16 protein-coding genes are annotated in these 17,200 nt (G+C 74.4%); 10 read left to right on the plus strand and 6 right to left on the minus strand.

Annotation, left to right across the window (positions count from 1 at the left end):
- Nucleotides 1–3: 3 nt before the first annotated feature.
- From FB388_RS23765 to FB388_RS23785, 5 genes are read left to right on the plus strand one after another with little or no spacing between them, the layout of a single operon-like run.
- Nucleotides 4–1,227 carry an MFS transporter gene (locus tag FB388_RS23765; RefSeq protein WP_211362189.1) on the plus strand — a complete coding sequence of 408 codons (1,224 nt, stop codon included), beginning with the start codon at nt 4–6 and terminating at the stop codon, nt 1,225–1,227.
- A gap of 7 nt (nt 1,228–1,234) precedes the next feature.
- Entirely contained in the window at nt 1,235–1,576 is a 342-nt protein-coding gene (locus FB388_RS23770) for a UBP-type zinc finger domain-containing protein (RefSeq protein WP_142104403.1), read from the plus strand.
- 34 nt (nt 1,577–1,610) lie between these two features.
- Nucleotides 1,611–2,618, plus strand: a complete 1,008-nt coding sequence (locus FB388_RS23775; RefSeq protein WP_211362190.1) for a Gfo/Idh/MocA family protein — start codon at nt 1,611–1,613, stop codon at nt 2,616–2,618.
- Between the two features lie 42 nt (nt 2,619–2,660).
- Nucleotides 2,661–3,908, plus strand: coding sequence for a threonine ammonia-lyase IlvA (gene ilvA / locus FB388_RS23780; protein ID WP_425468588.1), 1,248 nt, complete (start codon nt 2,661–2,663; stop codon nt 3,906–3,908).
- The gene (locus FB388_RS23785) at nt 3,905–4,537 is read left to right on the plus strand and encodes a uridine kinase family protein (RefSeq protein ID WP_211362191.1); all 633 of its coding nucleotides are present in this window, start codon (nt 3,905–3,907) and stop codon (nt 4,535–4,537) included. The genes ilvA and FB388_RS23785 overlap by 4 nt, the downstream gene beginning before the upstream one ends.
- On the opposite strand, the gene FB388_RS23790 is transcribed toward FB388_RS23785, so the two are convergent.
- The 4 genes from FB388_RS23790 to FB388_RS23805 all read right to left on the minus strand — a co-directional run bounded on the left by FB388_RS23790 (nt 4,452) and on the right by FB388_RS23805 (nt 8,166).
- Nucleotides 4,452–5,651, minus strand: coding sequence for an MFS transporter (locus tag FB388_RS23790; RefSeq protein ID WP_211362192.1), 1,200 nt, complete (start codon nt 5,649–5,651; stop codon nt 4,452–4,454). The genes FB388_RS23785 and FB388_RS23790 overlap by 86 nt on opposite strands.
- A 22-nt stretch (nt 5,652–5,673) precedes the next feature.
- The gene (locus tag FB388_RS23795; RefSeq protein ID WP_142104405.1) at nt 5,674–6,516 is read right to left on the minus strand and encodes a VOC family protein; all 843 of its coding nucleotides are present in this window, start codon (nt 6,514–6,516) and stop codon (nt 5,674–5,676) included.
- Nucleotides 6,513–7,043 carry an RNA polymerase sigma factor gene (locus FB388_RS23800; RefSeq protein ID WP_142104406.1) on the minus strand — a complete coding sequence of 177 codons (531 nt, stop codon included), beginning with the start codon at nt 7,041–7,043 and terminating at the stop codon, nt 6,513–6,515. Before FB388_RS23800 ends, FB388_RS23795 begins: the two co-directional genes overlap by 4 nt.
- A gap of 520 nt (nt 7,044–7,563) precedes the next feature.
- The gene (locus FB388_RS23805) at nt 7,564–8,166 is read right to left on the minus strand and encodes a TetR/AcrR family transcriptional regulator (RefSeq protein ID WP_142104407.1); all 603 of its coding nucleotides are present in this window, start codon (nt 8,164–8,166) and stop codon (nt 7,564–7,566) included.
- Between the two features lie 58 nt (nt 8,167–8,224).
- On the opposite strand from FB388_RS23805, the gene FB388_RS23810 reads away from it, so the two are divergent.
- Nucleotides 8,225–9,367: an acyl-CoA dehydrogenase family protein gene (locus FB388_RS23810; protein WP_142104408.1), complete on the plus strand. Its 1,143-nt coding sequence runs from the start codon at nt 8,225–8,227 to the stop codon at nt 9,365–9,367.
- Here the strand turns inward: FB388_RS23810 and FB388_RS23815 are convergent.
- Nucleotides 9,350–9,925 carry a TetR/AcrR family transcriptional regulator gene (locus FB388_RS23815; RefSeq protein WP_142104409.1) on the minus strand — a complete coding sequence of 192 codons (576 nt, stop codon included), beginning with the start codon at nt 9,923–9,925 and terminating at the stop codon, nt 9,350–9,352. The two genes, FB388_RS23810 and FB388_RS23815, sit on opposite strands and share 18 nt — an antisense overlap.
- Nucleotides 9,926–10,000: 75 nt before the next feature.
- On the opposite strand from FB388_RS23815, the gene FB388_RS23820 reads away from it, so the two are divergent.
- Complete coding sequence (locus FB388_RS23820) at nt 10,001–11,494, plus strand: MFS transporter (protein WP_142104410.1); 1,494 nt, start codon at nt 10,001–10,003, stop codon at nt 11,492–11,494.
- 12 nt (nt 11,495–11,506) lie between these two features.
- Here the strand turns inward: FB388_RS23820 and hutH are convergent, their stop codons facing one another.
- Nucleotides 11,507–13,054, minus strand: coding sequence for a histidine ammonia-lyase (hutH, locus tag FB388_RS23825; RefSeq protein WP_142104411.1), 1,548 nt, complete (start codon nt 13,052–13,054; stop codon nt 11,507–11,509).
- A gap of 199 nt (nt 13,055–13,253) precedes the next feature.
- Between hutH and FB388_RS23830 the strand changes: the two genes are divergently transcribed.
- The 3 genes from FB388_RS23830 to FB388_RS23840 all read left to right on the plus strand — a co-directional run bounded on the left by FB388_RS23830 (nt 13,254) and on the right by FB388_RS23840 (nt 17,178).
- A complete protein-coding gene (locus FB388_RS23830; protein ID WP_142104412.1) occupies nt 13,254–15,851 on the plus strand; it encodes a PEP/pyruvate-binding domain-containing protein in 2,598 nt (865 codons plus the stop codon).
- 78 nt (nt 15,852–15,929) lie between these two features.
- Complete coding sequence (gene ku / locus FB388_RS23835; RefSeq protein WP_142104413.1) at nt 15,930–16,877, plus strand: non-homologous end joining protein Ku; 948 nt, start codon at nt 15,930–15,932, stop codon at nt 16,875–16,877.
- Between the two features lie 55 nt (nt 16,878–16,932).
- A complete protein-coding gene (locus FB388_RS23840) occupies nt 16,933–17,178 on the plus strand; it encodes a type 1 periplasmic-binding domain-containing protein (protein WP_211362193.1) in 246 nt (81 codons plus the stop codon).
- The last annotated feature ends 22 nt before the right edge of the window (nt 17,179–17,200 follow it).

Genomic DNA, 17,200 nt, shown 5'->3' on the forward strand with positions numbered 1-17,200 from the left:
TGGGTGCAGACCTCGTACGCCCCGCCACCGGCGCCTCCCGCGAGCCGCCGTCACGGCCGCGGCTTCTGGCTGATCGCCTACCTGTTCACGGTCACGATGGCCTCGTCGACGCTGCCGACCCCGCTGTACCCGCTCTACCAGCGCGAGGACGGCTTCGGCGCGCTGATGGTCACCGTGGTGTTCGCGACGTACGCGGTCGGCGTGCTCGCCGCGCTGTTCCTCGGCGGGCACATCTCGGACTGGGTCGGCCGCAGGCGGATGCTCGTGCTCGGCCTGCTGGTCGGCATCGTCTCCAGCGCGACCTTCGCCCTCTCGACCGCACTGCCCGCGCTCCTCGCCGGCAGGCTGCTCTCCGGGGTGAGCGTGGGCCTCATCACCGCGACCGCCACCGCCCACCTCGCCGACCTCGACGGCCGCGCGCGTCCCGGCCAGGGCCTCCGGCGTGCCGAGGTGGTGGCCACCGCGGCCAACCTGGGCGGCCTCGGCCTCGGCCCGTTGGTCTCGGGCCTGCTCGCCGAGCTCACGAGCTCGCCGCTGCGCGTCCCGTACGTGGTGTCGGTGGTGCTGCTCGCCATCGGGCTGGCCGCGCTCGCGGTCGTCCCCGAGACGGTTGAGCGGCCCGACCCGATGCCGGCCTACCGCCCGCAGCGCACCGGCGTGGCGCCCGAGCACCGGAGCACGTTCGTCGGTGCCGCTACCGCCTCTGTCGTGGCGTTCGCGGTCTTCGGCCTGTTCACCTCGCTGGCCCCCCTCGTGCTGACCACGCTGTTCGACAGCGGCAGCCGCGTCATGGCCGGCCTCGCCGCGCTGCTGGTGTTCGGCTCGGCGGCCGCGGCCCAGATCCCGCTGCACCGGGTCGCCGCGCACCGGCAGCTGGTCACCGGCCTCGCGGTCATGGCTGTCGGCGTGGTCGTCCTCGTCCTCGCGGTGCACCTGGCCGTGCTCGCGCTGTTCCTCGCAGGTGGTGCCCTCGCAGGCGCAGGCGCGGGCATCACGTTCAAGGGCAGCATGTCCACCGTGCTCGCCACGGCGGCGGAAAACCGGCGCGGCGAGTCGGTTGCCGCGCTCTTCCTGTCCGCGTACGTCGGGCTCACCGTGCCGGTCCTCGGACTGGGGTTCGCCGCCCAGAGCCTCCCGGTGACGGTCGCGCTGTACGCGTTCGCCGCCGTGCTGCTGCTCGCGCTGGCGTTCGCCGGGTGGCGCACGGTCACCGCGCGGGCGCGATGATGGAGTCATGACGGACGGGATCGACCCCACGGTTGCGCCGAGCGGCGCGGGCTGCACCGAGTGCGACGAGCTGGGCGGCTGGTGGGTGCACCTGCGCAGGTGCGCCCAGTGCGGCCACGTCGGCTGCTGCGACACCTCCCCCGCCCAGCACGCCACCGCGCACTTCCACGCCACCGGCCACCCGCTCGTGCGCAGCTTCGAGCCGGGCGAGAGCTGGTACTGGGACTACCGCACCGACACGATGCTGGACGGCCCCGAGCTGCCGGAACCGCAGCACCGCCCGGTGGATCAGTCGGTGCCAGGGCCCGCGGAGCGGGTCCCGGCGGACTGGCGCGCTCACATCCACTAGCGGCATCGGGGGTCAGCTGGGGAGGATCTTCCCCGTGGAACCCCTTCGGATCGGAGTCCTCGGCGCTGCACGCATCGCCGTCAACGCCATCGTCGCCCCAGCCCAGCTCACCGGGGCCCGGCTGGTCGCCGTCGCGGCGCGCGACCGCGGCCGGGCCGACGCGTTCGCCGCCGAGCACGGCGTGGAGCGGGTGCTCGGCTCCTACGCCGACGTGCTCGCCGACCCCGAGGTCGAGGCGATCTACAACCCGCTCGCCAACGGCCTGCACGGCCCGTGGAACCTCGCGGCGATCGCAGCCGGCAAGCACGTGCTCACCGAGAAGCCGTCGGCGAGCGACGCGGGTGAGGCCCGCGAGGTGCGCGACGCGGCCGCGGCGGCGGGCGTGGTGTTCATGGAGGCCTTCCACTACCTGTACCACCCGGTGGCCCAGCGGCTGCTCGACGTGGTGCGCTCCGGCGAGATCGGCGAGCTGCGCCACGTCGAGGTGCACATGGAGATCCCTCCGCCGCCCGACGGCGACCTGCGCTGGTCGCTCCCGCTCGCAGGCGGCGGGCTGATGGACGTCGGCTGCTACGGCGTCCACCTGCACCGGATGCTGGGCGAGTTCGCGGGCGGCGAACCGCGGGTGACCGGCGCCGAGGGCCGCGAACGCGCCGGGCACCCGGGCGTGGACGAGTGGGTGCGCGCCGAGTTCGCGTTCCCCGGCGGGGCCACCGGGGTGTTGCACAGCTCGATGGCGGCCGACGAGGTGCGCATGACGGCCCGGCTCGTCGGCGACTCGGGAGAGGTGCACGCCGCGAACTTCGTGCTCCCCCACCGCGACGACCGGATCCGGATCACCACGGGCGGCGTCGAGCGGGAGGAACGGCCGGGCATGCGCCCGTCGTACGCCTACCAGCTGGAGGCGTTCGCGGCGGCCGTCCGGGACGGGGCGCCCGTGCCCACCGGCGGCGACGACGCCGTGGCCACCGCTGAGCTGCTCGACGACTGCTACCGGGCTGCGGGCTTCGAACTGCGCCCGCGGACGGCCCCGATCGTCTGAGCCGGGCCCGGATCGGGCGACGCCGCGTGCCGGGTGGAGGATCTGGAGGTGGTCCCCCACCCCCTCGCCGACGCCGTCGGCGCCGCCGCCGCACGGCTCGAAGGCGTCGCCCTCCCCACCCCGCTGCAGCTCAACGAGCGGCTCTCCACCACTGCTCAGGTGTGGCTGAAGCGGGAGGACCTGCAGGTCGGGCGCTCGTACAAGCTGCGCGGCGCCTACAACCTCCTCGCTCAGCTGGGCGCGCAGGAGCGGGCGGCCGGCGCGGTGTGCGCGAGCGCGGGCAACCACGGCCAGGGCGTCGCCTACGCCTGCCGCCGGCTGGGGATCCGCGGCCGGGTGCACGTGCCGAGCACGACGCCGCGGCAGAAGCGGGAGCGGATCATCGCGCTCGGCGGGGACGCCGTGGAGCTGGTGGTCGGTGGCGACACCTACGACGAGGCCGCCGCTGCTGCCGCCGAGCACGCGGCCCGCACCGGCGCCACCGTCGTCCCGGCGTTCGACGACCTGCGCACGATCGCCGGACAGGGCACGGTGGCCGCGGAGATCGTGGCCCAGCTGGACGGGGCACCCGACGTCGTCGTGGTGCCGGTGGGCGGGGGCGGCCTGCTCGCAGGCGTCGGCGGTTACCTCGCGGCGCGGTACCCGCAGGTCCGGGTCGTCGGCGTGGAGCCGGCGGGCGCGGCGAGCATGACGGCCGCCCTCGCCGCCGGGGAGCCGGTGACGCTTCCCGAGCTGGACACGTTCGTCGACGGCGCCGCGGTGCGCCGCGTCGGCGACGTGAGCTTCCCCCTCGTCCGCGGCTGCGGCGCCGAGCTGACGACGGTGGCCGAGGGGCGCGTCTGCACCGAGATGCTCGACCTCTACCAGGTCGACGGGATCATCGCCGAGCCCGCGGGCGCCCTCGCCGCCGCGGCGCTCGACGAGCTCGACCTCCCGCCCGGCGCCACCGTCGTCTGCCTGCTCTCGGGGGGCAACAACGACGTGAGCCGCTACGCCGAGGTGGTCGAGCGCTCGCTCGTGCACCGCGGGCTCAAGCACTACTTCCTCGTGGAGTTCCCGCAGGAGCCGGGCGCGCTCCGCCGGTTCCTCGACGAGGTGCTCGGCCAGGACGACGACATCGTGCTGTTCGAGTACGTCAAGCGCGACAACCGCGAGACCGGCGCCGCGCTCGTCGGGATCGAGCTGGCGCACCGCGACGGCTACGAGCCGCTGTGGAAGCGCATGGAGGCCAGCCCGCTCAAGATCCAGCACGTGGCGCCGGGCACCACGGCGTACCGCTTCCTGGTGTGACCCGGCTGTACGCAGGCGAGCCCGCGGCCGGCCCGTGGCGCGCGGTTCCCGTGACCGAGGTCCTCGCCCAGCTGCGACGACCACGCATCCTGGCCGTCGACGGGCGTTCCGGCGGCGGCAAGACCACTGTCGCGCGCCGGCTCGCGGCCGCTGTCCCGGGCGCCACCGTGCTGCACACCGACGACGTCGCCTGGTACCACGCGTTCTTCGACTGGGCCGACCTCATGCGCGACGGGATCCTCGCTCCCCTGCACGCCGGGGAGGACGTCGCCTACCGCCCACCGGCCTGGGACGAGCGGGGCCGCGACGGCGCGATCACCGCGTCCGCGGCGAGCCCCCTCGTGGTCGTCGAAGGCGTGGGCATCGGGCGCCGCGAGCTCACCCGGTACTTCGACGCCCTGCTGTGGGTGCAGACCGACGAGGACGAGGCCCGCCGCCGCGGGCTCCTCCGCGACGGCGCCGATGCGGCGGACGTCTGGGCCGAGTGGCAGGCGGCCGAGGACCCGTTCCAGGCGGAGCAGCGGCCGTGGGAGCGGGCCGGGCTCATCGTGTCCGGTGCCCCCGATGTCCCCCACGACCCGCGGTCCGAGCTGGTGGTCGCCCCCGCCGTACGCCCGTCGCCTGCGTGAGCGCCGCGCCGATGGCGCTGAGCACCGCCCCGGCGATGCCGAGGAGGGTGACCGGCACCGCCTGCTGCAGGATCCCGCCGAGCGCACCACCGGCGGCCACGCCCGCGTAGATCGCCGAGTTGTTCAGCCCGAGCAGCACGGGCGTGGCGTCCGGCGCGTGGGCGACCAGCCGGTGCTGCTGCGGGACGATCGGCATCGAGACGAACACGCCCCACCCGACGGCCCAGACGACCGCGGTCACGAACCCGCCGACGGCCACCGGGGCGACCGCGAGCACGAGCGCGGCGGCGACGAGCCCGGCGAGCACAACGCGCCTCGGCGCGTAGCGGTCCGACAGCGCGCCGCCGAGCGCGTTGCCCGCGACGTTGCCGATCCCCCACGCGAACAGGACGACGGTGAGGGCCGTACCGGACCCGCCGGTGGCGCCCTCGAGCGCGGGGCCGATGTAGGTGTAGAGCACGTGGGTGCCGGCGAGCGCGAGCAGCGTGACCGCGAGCATGCCCAGCACCGCCGGTTCGCGCAGCGGGCGCAGGCGGGCGCGCAACGAGGTGCTGGGCAACGAGACCGCCGGCACCCCGAACGCCACGCCCGCCGCGGCGACGAGTCCGATCGCGGTGACCACCCACAGCGTCACGCGCCAGTCGGTCGCGCCGATCAGCGTGCCGGCCGGCAGCCCGAGCGCCATGGAGATGCTCAGCCCGCCCATCACGGTGGCGAGTGCGCGGCCCTGGCGCTCCGGTGGCGCGATCGCGGCGGCCGTGCTGAACGCCGCGGCACCGATCAGGCCCGCGCCGAGCGCCGTGAAGACGCGGGCACCGAGCACGACCGGGTAGGACGGCCCGAGCGCGGTGAGGGCGTTCCCGACGGAGAACCCGGCCAGCCCGATGAGCATCGTGGTCCGCCGGTCGAGCGAGCTGGTCGCGGCGCCCAGCACCGGCGCCGACACCGCGAACGCGAGTGCGAATGCGGTGACGAGCTGACCGGCGGCCGGGATGCCCACCGCGAGGTCCCGCGCGATCGCGGGAAGCAGGCCCGCGATGACGAACCCGTCCGTACCGACGGCGAACAGGGCGAGTGAGAGCGGCAGCAGCCGCACGAACAACGAGGAGCGCACGACGAACCTTTCGAGTGGTGGGTCAGAGCTGCGCGAGGCCGAACCGGGCGCCCTGGTCGTCGGCGCACTCGATCCGGGGGCCACCGCGCTGGTGGCGCACCGACCCGACCGGGCGGCCGCCGGATCCCTCCACCGCGGCGAGCGCGGTGTCCAGGTCCGGCACCCGGAACCAGGGCACGGCGACCGCACCGGTGGTGCCGCCCTCCAGCCCGAAGGCCGGGGTGGCCGGGCCGCCCGGCGGCTCCGGGTGCCAGTAGCCCGGTCCGGCACCGGGCCGGAAACGCCAGCCGAGGACGGTGCCGTAGAACGCGCGGGCCCGGGTGGTGTCCGGCAGCCGCAGCAGCACGTAGTCGAGCTCGCCGGGACCGGCGGACTGCTCGGGGGCGCGGCCGGTCCGCGCGACGAGGGTGAACGCCAGCCCCTGGTCGTCGACGCAGTCGGCGGTGCGCCCGTAGGACCGGTCGGCCGGCCCGGCAGCGGTTCCGCCTGCGGCGCGCACCAGCGCGACCGCCGCGTCGACGTCCGGCACCGCGTAGTACGGCGCCAGCGTCGGGTCCCGGTCGGTGACGCGGAGACCGAGGGGCAGGGCGAGGCCGCGGACCTGGCGCGTCGGGCGGCCGTCCCGGTCGGGGCTCGGGGTCGTCGTCCAGCCGAGCACGCGCCCGTAGAACCGCGCTGCCCGCCCGATGTCCCGCGTCAGGACGGCCGCGTAGGTGATCTGCCCGGGGAGCGGGCCCGACGGGCCGCGCACCACGTCGTCGGCGAGCAGCGCGCGCTCGATGCGGGCACGCAGCGCGCGGGCGAAGCCGGGGTCCGGTGCGACGGGAGTGGACGGCGTGCGCAGGGCGTCGAACGGGTCGGTCATCGCGGCCCTCCCTCCCCCAGTGCGGTGTAGCTGCGACGGAACGCGGCGCGAGCCCGCGTGAGCACCGCCTCGGTGGCGTGGACGGTGCGGCCGAGCGCCCGTGCGACCTCCGGCACCGGGAGTCCGTCGAGGTAGCGGAGGGTGAGCGCGGCGCGGTGCACGCCCGACTGCCGTTCGAGGACCTGCCGGGCGAGCATCGCGTCGAGCCGCTCGTCCCACGGGTCGTCGGCCGGGTCCGGCTCGGCGTCCACGGCGCGCAGCCCGCGCTGTTCGCGCTCCGCGGCCCGCCAGTGGTCGACCAGCTTGTGGCGCGCGATCCCGATCAGCCAGCCGATGGTGGGCAGCGGCCGCGGCTGCCCGCGTGCGGCGGCGACGGCGGCGAGGAACGTCTCGGCCGTGAGGTCCTCGGCCAGCGGCCGGCTACCGCAGCGCGCGAGCAGGTAGCCGTAGACCTCCGGCAGCGCCTCGTCGTACAGGTCGAGCAGCGCGGCCCCGACGACCGGCCGAACCTCCCCGCTGCTGCTCACAACCCTTCATCGTTCGGGCGCCGCACCCTCCGACGGAGCTTCACCCGATCGGCGCAGCAAGGCTGCGACTGGTAGGCAGCCGGTCCCGACCCTCACCCCCAACCGATCACGCATGGTCAGGCACGACCAGCCTCGGCCAGGCGTCGCGCCGCAGGTCGCCAGGGGTGGTGGGGGTGGGAACGGGACCACAGCAGGTCGCGTGGCACCCAAGCCGAGCGCTCGTCGGGACCGCCGTGCCCCCGAGTCGGGGACGGCCGCCAGAGCAACCACATGATTCGGTAGTGATGCCAACCCGGCCACCGAACGAGGTGCGGGGAGAGGCGACCGGATCGACCACACCAGCAGCCGGGGGCGGACAGGTGAGGCCGGGAGGCCCGAGCCGGGAACGGCGCGCCCACCGGAACGGTTCCCACCACGACGGGCACCGCCCGAGCGTTCCGCGGAACGCTGTGCACCGACCCCAAATGATGTGCACGCCCATCCGCGGATCGCGTTCCGCGGAACGCGGCGCCCTGGAGATTCAATCGCGAGCGTGGGCTGCCGGGCTGCGCCGGGCGAGGCCGTGCAGCAACAGCTCGGCGAGGCGGCCGTACGCCTCCGCGTCGTCCAGCCCGGTGGACGCGGCGACCTGCCGCTGCTGGATCCGCACCATCGTCGCGGTCACGACGTCGGCGACGAAGCCGGTGTGCACGTCGCGGAACGCGCCGGACGCGACGCCGTCGGCCACGAGCTGTTGCACGCGGGCCGCCGCGGCGTGCGTGTTGCGCTCGTACACCTCGGCGGCGGGCGGGAAGGCGGCGACGTCGTCGAAGAACCGCGCGGACGCGGGTGCGAGCTCCTCGGCGACGGCGCGCAGGTACGCGCCCACCCGCTCGGCCGGGTCGGCCCGGGCGGCGACGGCGGCCTCGACCCGCTCGGTTGCGCCGCGGAAGAAGTGCACCACGGCGGCGCGGACCAGCTGCTCCTTGCTGCCCGCCAGTGCGTAGAGGGTGCGCTTGGAGCAGTGCAGGCGCGCGGCGACGTCGTCGACGGTCAGGTGCGCGAAACCGTCGGCGAGCAGCAGCTCCACGAGTGCGTCGAACAGCTGCTCCCGACGAACTGCGCCACGCCGGATCACGCCCATGTCGGCTATCCTATCCGGTACTGGAGTTCCTCTTGCAGTACCGATACGAGGAGCGGTCATGGCCGTCGATCGCCTGCTGCCCACCACCGAAGCCGCCGACCTGATCGCGCTCGCCCGCGAGATCGCCGACAAGGAGCTCGCCCCGCGCGTCGACGAGCACGAGCGGGCCGAGACGTATCCGGAAGGGCTCTTCGCCACGCTCGGCGCCGCCGGCCTGCTGGGCCTGCCATACGCGGAGGAACACGGCGGCGGGGCGCAGCCGTACGAGGTCTACCTCCAGGTGCTCGAGGAGCTCGCGGCGCGCTGGGCTGCCGTAGCCGTCGCGGTGAGCGTGCACGGGCTCGCGTGCCACCCGCTCACGACGTTCGGCACGCCGGAGCAGCAGGAACGTTGGCTGCCGGACATGCTGGCCGGCGAGGTGGTCGGCGCCTACAGCCTGTCCGAGCCGCAGGCGGGCTCGGACGCCGCAGCGCTCGCCTGCAAGGCCGAGCGGGTCCCGGAGGGCTACCGCATCACCGGCACCAAGGCCTGGATCACCCACGGCGGCCGGGCCGGCTGCTACGCGTTGTTCGCCCGCACGGCGCCGGGCCCGCGCGGCGTCTCGTGCTTCCTCGCACCGGGGCAGGCCGACGGGCTCTCCTTCGGCCGGCCGGAGGAGAAGATGGGCCTGCACGCCATCCCCACCACCACGGCGCACTGGGACGGCGCCGTACTGGAGGCCGACCGCCTGATCGGTGCCGAGGGCCAGGGCCTCCAGATCGCGTTCGCCGCGCTCGACTCCGGGCGCCTCGGCATCGCCGCGGTCGCCACCGGCCTCGCCCAGGCCGCGCTCGACACCGCCACCGCATACGCCAACGAGCGCACCGCGTTCGGACGCAAGATCGTCGACCACCAGGGCCTCGGCTTCCTGCTCGCCGACATGGCCGCCGCCGTCGACGCCGCCCGCGCCACCTACCTCGACGCCGCCCGCCGCCGCGACGCCGGCCGCGACTGCCGCCGGGCGGCGAGCGTGGCGAAGCTCGTGGCCACGGACGCGGCGATGAAGGTCACCACCGACGCGGTGCAGGTCCTCGGGGGCTACGGCTACACCCGCGACTTCCCGGTGGAGCGGTACATGCGCGAGGCCAAGGTCATGCAGATCTTCGAGGGCACCAACCAGATCCAGCGGCTCGTGATCTCGCGGTCACTGGCCGCTCACTGACGCCAGGGCGCGCACTGCAGCGGCGACATCGCGCCCGGACGGTGCCCGCTCGGGGTCGATGAGCGCCTGCAGCACCACGCCGTTGACCAGCGCGAGGCCGAGCGAGCCCACCGCGCGCGCGATGTCGTCGTCGACCTCGTCCGCGTCGACGCCCAGCAGCATCGCGGCGAACTCGCGCCGAGCGCGGGCGTAGGTCTCCGCGAGCTCCCCGCGGACCCGGTCGGAGAACTCGATCTGCGCGACCCACTGCAAGCTGGCCGCGGCCAGCGCGCGCTCGGTACGGGTGTTGCCGATCACGACGTCGAGGAACGCCGCCAGCCGGTCGGTCGGCGCCCCGTCGCGCTGCTCGCGCAGCGCCGCCTCGACGTCGTCGTCCCAGTCGTTGAACCAGTCGAGGATGGCGGCGTCGAGCAGGGCGTCCTTCGATCCGAAGTGGTAGCCGATCGACGCGAGGTTGGTGCCGGACGCGGCCACGATGTCGCGGGCCGTGGTGTGCGCGAACCCCTTCTCGGCGATGCAGCGCTTCGCCCCGGCCAGCAGCGCCTCCCGATTGCCCATGCGCCGACCTTATCGGACGTACGTCCTTGACATCCGTCCTAGACGGTCGTCCTTGACGCTCGTACCATTCGCGCCATGACCCGCGCCGGGAACCGGGAATGGACCGGTCTTGCCGTACTCACGCTCCCGGCGCTACTGGCGTCGATGGACCTGTCCGTGCTGTTCATGGCCGCTCCGTGGCTCGCCGCCGACCTCGTCCCGACCGGCCCGCAGCTGCTGTGGATCATGGATGTATACGGCTTCCTCATGGCCGGCCTGCTGCTGACGATGGGCGCGCTCGGCGACCGCATCGGGCGGCGCAGGCTGCTGCTGCTCGGGGCCGCGGCGTTCGGCGCCGTGTCGGTGCTCGCCGCCTACGCGCCGACCGCCGAGCTGCTCGTACTGGCCAGGGCGCTGCTCGGCGTCGCGGGTGCGACGCTCGCCCCGTCCACCCTCGCGCTGCTCCGCGGCATGTTCGCCGACGCCGCCCAGCGGCGGGTCGCGATCGGGGTCTGGACGGCGGCGTTCACGGGCGGGTTCGCCGTGGGCCCCGTCGTCGGCGGGCTCCTGCTCGAGCGGTTCTGGTGGGGCGCGATCTTCCTGATCAACGTGCCGGTCATGGCCCTGCTCCTGCTCATCGGCCCGGCCCTGCTGCCCGAGTCGCGGGACGCCCGTCCCGCCGGGTTCGACCCGGTCAGCGCACTGCTGTCGATCGCGGCCGTGCTGCCGGTGATCTACGGGGTGAAGGAGCTGGTGCACGCGGGCGCGGCCGCGGGCCCGCTGCTCGCGATCGCCGTCGGGGTCGCGGTCGCCGTGGTCTTCGTCCGCAGGCAGGCCCGGATGGCCGACCCGCTCGTCGACGTCACGCTGTTCCGCAGCAGCGAGTTCAGCGCGGCTTTCGGCACGTACGTGGTGATGGTCGTCGCGAGCGCGGGCCTCGGCTTCCTCGTGGTGCAGTACCTGCAGGTCGTCCTCGGCCTCCGCCCGTTCACGGCGGCGCTCTGGCAGCTGCCTGCGGTCGCGGGCACGATGCTCGGGATCGGGCTCACCACCGCGCTGGCCAGGTCCGTGCGCCCCGCCGTCGTCGCCGGGACCGGCCTGCTCGTCGCCGCCGCCGGGTTCCTCCTGCTCACCGGGGTCGGGGTGGACACCGCCCCGGTCGCGGTGATGGCCTGCTACACGGTCGTGACGATCGGCACGGGGATGGTCACACCGCTCGCGATCGACCTCATCGTCGGCACCGCGCCGGCCCACCGGGCGGGGTCGGTGGCCGGGCTCGGCGAGGCGGGGGCCGAGTTCGGCGGTGCGCTCGGCATCGCCGTCCTCGGCAGCATCGCCGCCGCGGTCTACGCGGGCTGGGCCCGCGACGCGCTGCCCGCCGGTCTCCCACGCGGAGCCGCCGAGGCCGCCACGGAGACGCTCGGCGGTGCCGTCGCCGTCGCCGACGGGCTGCCGGGCCCGCTCGGCACCGCGGTCCGCGACGCCGCCGAAAGCGCGTTCACCGCCGGCTTCGCAGCGGCCGCCGCGAGCGCCTCGGCGCTCCTCGCCCTGGCCGCGGTGGTGGTGACGGTCCGGCTCCGCCGGTTGTGAGCCGGGCCAGGATCAGCGCAGGGGGCCGGTCACCGACTCCGCGGCGGCCAGCAGCTCGCCCGAGGCCACCAGCTGCACCGCCTCCTCGATCTCCGGGGCGAGCCAGCGGTCGGGACCGGGGCCGGCGACGACCGCACGCAGGCGGTCGCGAGCAGCACCGGTGGCCGGGGCCGGGGCGAGCGGGGCCCGCAGGTCGATGGCCCGGGCCGCGGTGAGCAGCTCGATCGCGACCACCCTCGTGAGCCCGTCGACGGCGCGGCGCAGCTTCCGGGCCGCCGCCCAGCCCATCGCGACGTGGTCCTCCTGCATGGCGCTGGACGGGATCGAGTCGACCGACGCGGGCGCGGCCAGCCGCTTCAGCTCCGACACGATCCCCGCCTGCGTGTACTGGGCGATCATGTGGCCGGAGTCGACGCCCGGGTCGTCGGCCAGGAACGGCGGCAGCCCGTGGTTGCGCGCGACGTCGAGGAACCGGTCGGTGCGCCGCTCGCTGATCGAGGCGACGTCCGCGATCGCGATCGCGAGGAAGTCGAGCACGTAGCCGAGCGGGGCGCCGTGGAAGTTGCCGTTGCTCTCGACCCGGCCGTCCGCGGTGACGACGGGGTTGTCGACGGCGGCGGCCAGCTCCCGCCCGGCGACCGCGTCGGCGTGGGCGAGTGTGTCGCGGGCGGCCCCGTGCACCTGCGGGGCGCAGCGCAGCGAGTACGCGTCCTGCACGCGGGTGGTGGCGTGGGCGTGGTGGCCCGCCATGATCGCCGAGCCCGTCAGCAGCGCGCGCAGGTTGGCCGCGCTGTCGGCCTGACCCGGATGCGGGCGCAGCGCCTGCAGGTCGGCGGCGAACACGGCGTCGGTGCCCAGGAGCGCCTCGACGCTCATCGCGGCGGCGAGGTCGAGGGTGGCGAAGAGCCGGTGCAGGTCCGCCGAGGCCAGCAGCAGCATGCCGAGCATCCCGCTCGTGCCGTTGATCAGCGCGAGCCCTTCCTTCTCGGCCAGCTCCACGGGTGCGATCCCGGCGGCGGCGAGCGCCTCGGACGCCGGGCGCAGCACCCCGTCGGCGTCGCGGACCTCGCCCTCCCCCATCAACGCGAGCGCACAGTGCGCGAGCGGGGCCAGGTCGCCGGAGCAGCCGAGCGAGCCGTACTCGCGCACCACGGGCGTGATGCCGGCGGAGATCATGTCGGCGTAGGCGACGGCGGTCTCGGTGCGCACCCCGGTGCGGCCGGTGGCGAGCGTCGCGAGCCGCAGCAGCATGAGGGCGCGGATCACCTCGCGCTCGACCTCGGGACCGTTCCCGGCCGCGTGGGAGCGCACGAGGCTGCGCTGCAGCTGGACCCGCCGCTCGACGGGGATGTGGCGGACGGCGAGCGCTCCGAAACCGGTGGAGACGCCGTAGTGCGGTTCCGCGTCGTCGGCGAGCGCCTCGACCACCTTGCGGCTCGCCGCGATCTCCCCGAGCGCCTCGGCCGAGAGCGTGACGGGCACGTCGTTCCTGGCGACGGCGACGACGTCCGGCGGGGTGAGCGGACGGGCGCCGATTTCGAGGGGAGCCGGTGGGAGCATCCGAACAGTTGACACCCATCGGGGCCCTGTTACCAGCGGCCACACGTGGAAAGACCCGATCACGCTCCGCGAATTCCTGCTGGCTGCAAGCGCGCTGCGTCCTCACGCAGGCCGAGTCGCTCGTGCAGGCGGCGCAGCGGCGTCCAGTCAATATTCATCAACTGTTGAGTTATCCGGTGAACCGGTCTACCGTGCCCGCATGGCCAACGAGGAGTTCGTCGTCGAGCTCAAGACCCTCGACGCGCAGGCGCTTCCGCGGGTGGGCGGCAAGGCCGCGAACCTCGGGGAGCTCATCTCGGCCGGGTTCCCGGTGCCGCCGGGCTTCGTGGTCACCACCGCCGCCTACCGGAACGTCGCGGACGCCCTCGACGTCTCCGATCCCGGCCGCGCGCGGCAGGCGCTCGCCGGCGCGGAGCTGCCGGCGGCGGTCGCGAAGGCGGTGCTGGCGGCCTACCCGGCCCTCGGCGCCGACGCCCCGGTCGCCGTGCGCTCCTCCGCCACCGCGGAGGACCTGCCCTGGGCGAGCTTCGCCGGCCAGCAGGACACCTACCTCAACGTCGTCGGCGCCGACGCCGTGCTCGACGCCGTGCGCCGGTGCTGGGGGTCGCTCTGGACCGAGCGGGCAGTCAGCTACCGCGAGACGCAGGGCATCGACCACCAGGCCGTCCACATCGCGGTCGTCGTGCAGCGGATGGTCGACGTGCAGGTGGCGGGCGTCCTCTTCACGGCCGACCCGGTGACCGGCACCCGCCACCGCGCCGTGATCGACGCAAGCCCCGGCCTGGGCGAAGCCGTGGTGTCCGGTGCGGTGAACCCCGACCACATCGTCGTCGACGCCGACGGTGTCCACGTCACGCCGGGCGACAAGACGGTGCAAGTGCGCGCGCTGCCCGGCGGCGGCACGGAACAGGTGTCGGTCGCGGCCGGAGCCGAGGCGTGCCTCACCGACGAGCAGGCCGTCGCGCTCTCCGACCTCGGCCGCCGCGTGGAGGCGCACTTCGGCGCGCCCCAGGACATCGAGTGGGCCGTCGACACCGAGGGCGAGCTGTGGCTCACCCAGGCCCGGCCGATCACGACCCTCCACCCGCTGCCGGCCCCGTCGGGCGACGGGCTGCGGGTCCTGTTCTGCGCGAGCCTCGCGCAGGGTCTCACCCGGCCCGTCACGCCGATGGGCCTGTCCGGTTTCCGGGTGCTCGCCTCCACCGCGGCCGAGCTGGCGTTCGGTGCGCCGGTCGCCGACCCCGTCGCCGGGCCGCCGGTGTTGCGGACAGCGGGCGGGCGCGCGTTCATCGACGTCACGGCCGCGCTGCGCAGCAACCCCGGCCGGGCACTCCTGCCGCGAGCGCTCGACCTGATGGAGTCGCGGTCCGCGGTCGTGCTGCGCGGGCTGCTCGACGACCCGCGGCTCTCGCCGACGACCACGTCCTGGACGCCGTTCGTCCGCCGGCTGGTGCGGACGTTGATCCGCTTCCGGGTACCGGTGCTGATGGCGCTGGCGCTGTTGCGGCCCGACGCCGCGCGCCGGCGGGTCGAGCGGGTCGGCGACCGGGTGCGGACGCTCACGTCGGCACCGCCAGGGCTCACCGCCGACGAGCGCCTCGACCGTGCGGTCCACGTGCTCCGCCAGGCCTTCCCGGTGCTGCCGCGGACGGTGCCCGCGGCCGGGGCGGGCTTCGTCATGCTCGGGCTGGCGCGCCGCCTCGCGGGTACCGATCTGGGCGCCGACGGGGTGCACGAGGTGCTGCGGTCGCTGCCGCACAACAGCACCACCGAGATGGACCTCCGGCTGTGGACGCTCGCGCGCAAGCTGAGCGGCGACCCCGCGTCCGCCGCCGCGCTGCGCGACACCCCACCCGCCGAGCTGGCCCGCCGCTACCGCGACGGCGTGCTGCCGCCCGCGCTGGAGAGCGGCCTCGCCGCGTTCCTCGTGCGCCACGGCCACCGTGCGGTAGCCGAGATCGACATCGGCGTGCCGCGCTGGTCGGAGGACCAGACGCACGTGCTCGGCATGCTGGCCAACTACCTGCGCCTCGACGATCTCTCGCACGCGCCGGACGCCGTGTTCGCCCGTGGCGCCGAGGCGGCCGACGCGGCGGTGTCGGCAACGGTCGGGCGGGTGCGGGCCCGCTCCCGCCTGCGCGCCGTCGCGGTGGGTTTCGCGCTGGACCGGATGCGCCGCCTCGCCGGCCTGCGGGAGGAGCACAAGGACTTCCTCATCCGGATCTTCGCGCACGTCAGGGCGCTGCTGACCGCGGTCGGCACCGACCTCGCCGGACACGGCCTGCTCGACCGCGCCGACGACGTCTTCTTCCTCGACCTCGCCGAGGCCCGCGCCGCTCTCGGCGGGGCCGACCTGCGCGAGACCGTCGCCGCCCGCCGCGCCGAGTACGACCGTGAGCTGCGCCGCCGCCGCATACCCCGGGTCCTGCTGTCCGACGGCACGGAACCCGAAGCGGTCGCGGTCCCGACCGGTGTGGAGGGGGCGCTGGTCGGGACCGCGGCATCCGCCGGTACCGCCACCGCCCCCGCACGCGTCGTGCTCGATCCCGTGGGCGCCCGCCTGGAACCCGGCGAGATCCTCGTCGCCCCGTCCACCGACCCCGGCTGGACCCCGCTCTTCCTCACCGCGGGCGGGCTCGTGATGGAGATGGGCGGCCCCAACTCCCACGGCGCCGTCGTGGCACGGGAGTACGGCATCCCCGCGGTGGTGGGGGTGGCGGACGCGACCACCCGCATCAGCACCGGTCAAGAGGTGACGGTGGATGGCGCCGCGGGGACCGTGCGCGTCACCTCCTGATGCGAGCGAAGCCACTTCGTGATCGCCGCGGGCAGCACCTGGTGACTTTCCTCGCATCGTTGCGGGTACCACCAACCCATGGCGCGAGCGATCTGGACAGGCGCGATCAGCTTCGGGTTGGTGTCGATCCCCGTCGGGCTGTTCAGCGCCACCGAGGACCACACGATCCACTTCCACCAGTTCGAGCGCGGCACGTCCGACCGCATCCGCAACCAGCGGATCAACGAGCGGACGGGCAAGGAGGTGGAGTACTCCGACATCGTGAAGGGCAAGGAGGTCGGCGACGGCGAGTACGTGATCGTCGAGCCGGAGGAGCTCGCCGACATCGCGCCCGGCCGCTCGCGCACCATCGACATCCAGACGTTCGTGGACCTCGACGAGATCGACCCGATCTACTTCCAGAAGACGTACTGGCTCGCGCCGACCGACGAGCGGTACGAGCGCCCGTACGCCCTGCTCCGCGAGGCGATGACGCGGACGAACCGGGCGGGTGTCGCCACGTTCGTGATGCGCGGCAAGGAGTACCTCACCGCGCTCCGGGCCGACGGTGACGTGCTCGCGCTGGAGACGCTGTTCTTCGCCGACGAGATCCGCGACCGGTCCGATCTGGATCTCCCCGGCGGCGCGAAGCCGAAGGGGAAGGAGCTCGACATGGCCACGGGGCTGATCGAGGCGATGAGCGGGCCGTGGAAGCCGGACGAGTTCCGCGACACCTTCACCGAACGCGTCGAGAAGCTGATCGAGGACAAGCGGAAGGGCCGCGAGATCGTCACCGAGGCGGAGCCGCCCGAGCCGACCGCGATGTCCGACCTGATCGCCGCCCTCGAACGCAGTGTCGACGCCGCACGCCGCGGCGGGAAGCCGAAGGAAGCGCCTGCGTCGTCGGACCTGTCCGAGCTCTCGAAGACCGACCTCGCGAAGATGGCCCGCGAGCTCGACGTGAAGGGCCGCTCCTCGATGAGCCGCGAGGAGCTGGAGAAGGCCGTTGCGGCCGCCGCATCCCAAGGCCGGAAGAAGGCGTCCTGACCGATTGTCACCCGCAGGCAGCGGGCACTCCGCCGGTATCCGATTAGGAGGCGAGATGGCGAGCACCGAGTTCGAGCAGCACACGCACGAGGGCGTGGTGCACGAGCACGAGCACTGGCACGTCACGCACAACTGGAGCGAGACGGCGGGTACCTTCGAGCACCTCGCGTCGAAGCACAGCCACCCGCACGACCACGCGGAGCTGACCCACTCCCACGTGCCGCACGTCGACTTCGACAGCGAGCACGAGGGCGAGGCGCACATCCACGACCACGACCAGCCGGTGGACCAGGACACCTGATCTCCCGCCCTCACCCCCGCCC

The sequence above is a fragment of the Pseudonocardia cypriaca genome, from assembly GCF_006717045.1.
Classification (GTDB): domain Bacteria; phylum Actinomycetota; class Actinomycetes; order Mycobacteriales; family Pseudonocardiaceae; genus Pseudonocardia; species Pseudonocardia cypriaca.

Bases quoted from the DNA above. Each gene is read 5' to 3' on its own strand.
- FB388_RS23770 (WP_142104403.1), top strand. From the start codon at position 1,235: ATGACGGACGGGATCGACCCCACGGTTGCGCCGAGCGGCGCGGGCTGC.
- FB388_RS23795 (WP_142104405.1), bottom strand. From the start codon at position 6,516: ATGACCGACCCGTTCGACGCCCTGCGCACGCCGTCCACTCCCGTCGCA.
- FB388_RS23805 (WP_142104407.1), bottom strand. From the start codon at position 8,166: ATGGGCGTGATCCGGCGTGGCGCAGTTCGTCGGGAGCAGCTGTTCGAC.
- FB388_RS23810 (WP_142104408.1), top strand. From the start codon at position 8,225: ATGGCCGTCGATCGCCTGCTGCCCACCACCGAAGCCGCCGACCTGATC.
- FB388_RS23815 (WP_142104409.1), bottom strand. From the start codon at position 9,925: ATGGGCAATCGGGAGGCGCTGCTGGCCGGGGCGAAGCGCTGCATCGCC.
- FB388_RS23820 (WP_142104410.1), top strand. From the start codon at position 10,001: ATGACCCGCGCCGGGAACCGGGAATGGACCGGTCTTGCCGTACTCACG.
- hutH (WP_142104411.1), bottom strand. From the start codon at position 13,054: ATGCTCCCACCGGCTCCCCTCGAAATCGGCGCCCGTCCGCTCACCCCG.
- FB388_RS23830 (WP_142104412.1), top strand. From the start codon at position 13,254: ATGGCCAACGAGGAGTTCGTCGTCGAGCTCAAGACCCTCGACGCGCAG.
- ku (WP_142104413.1), top strand. From the start codon at position 15,930: ATGGCGCGAGCGATCTGGACAGGCGCGATCAGCTTCGGGTTGGTGTCG.
- FB388_RS23840 (WP_211362193.1), top strand. From the start codon at position 16,933: ATGGCGAGCACCGAGTTCGAGCAGCACACGCACGAGGGCGTGGTGCAC.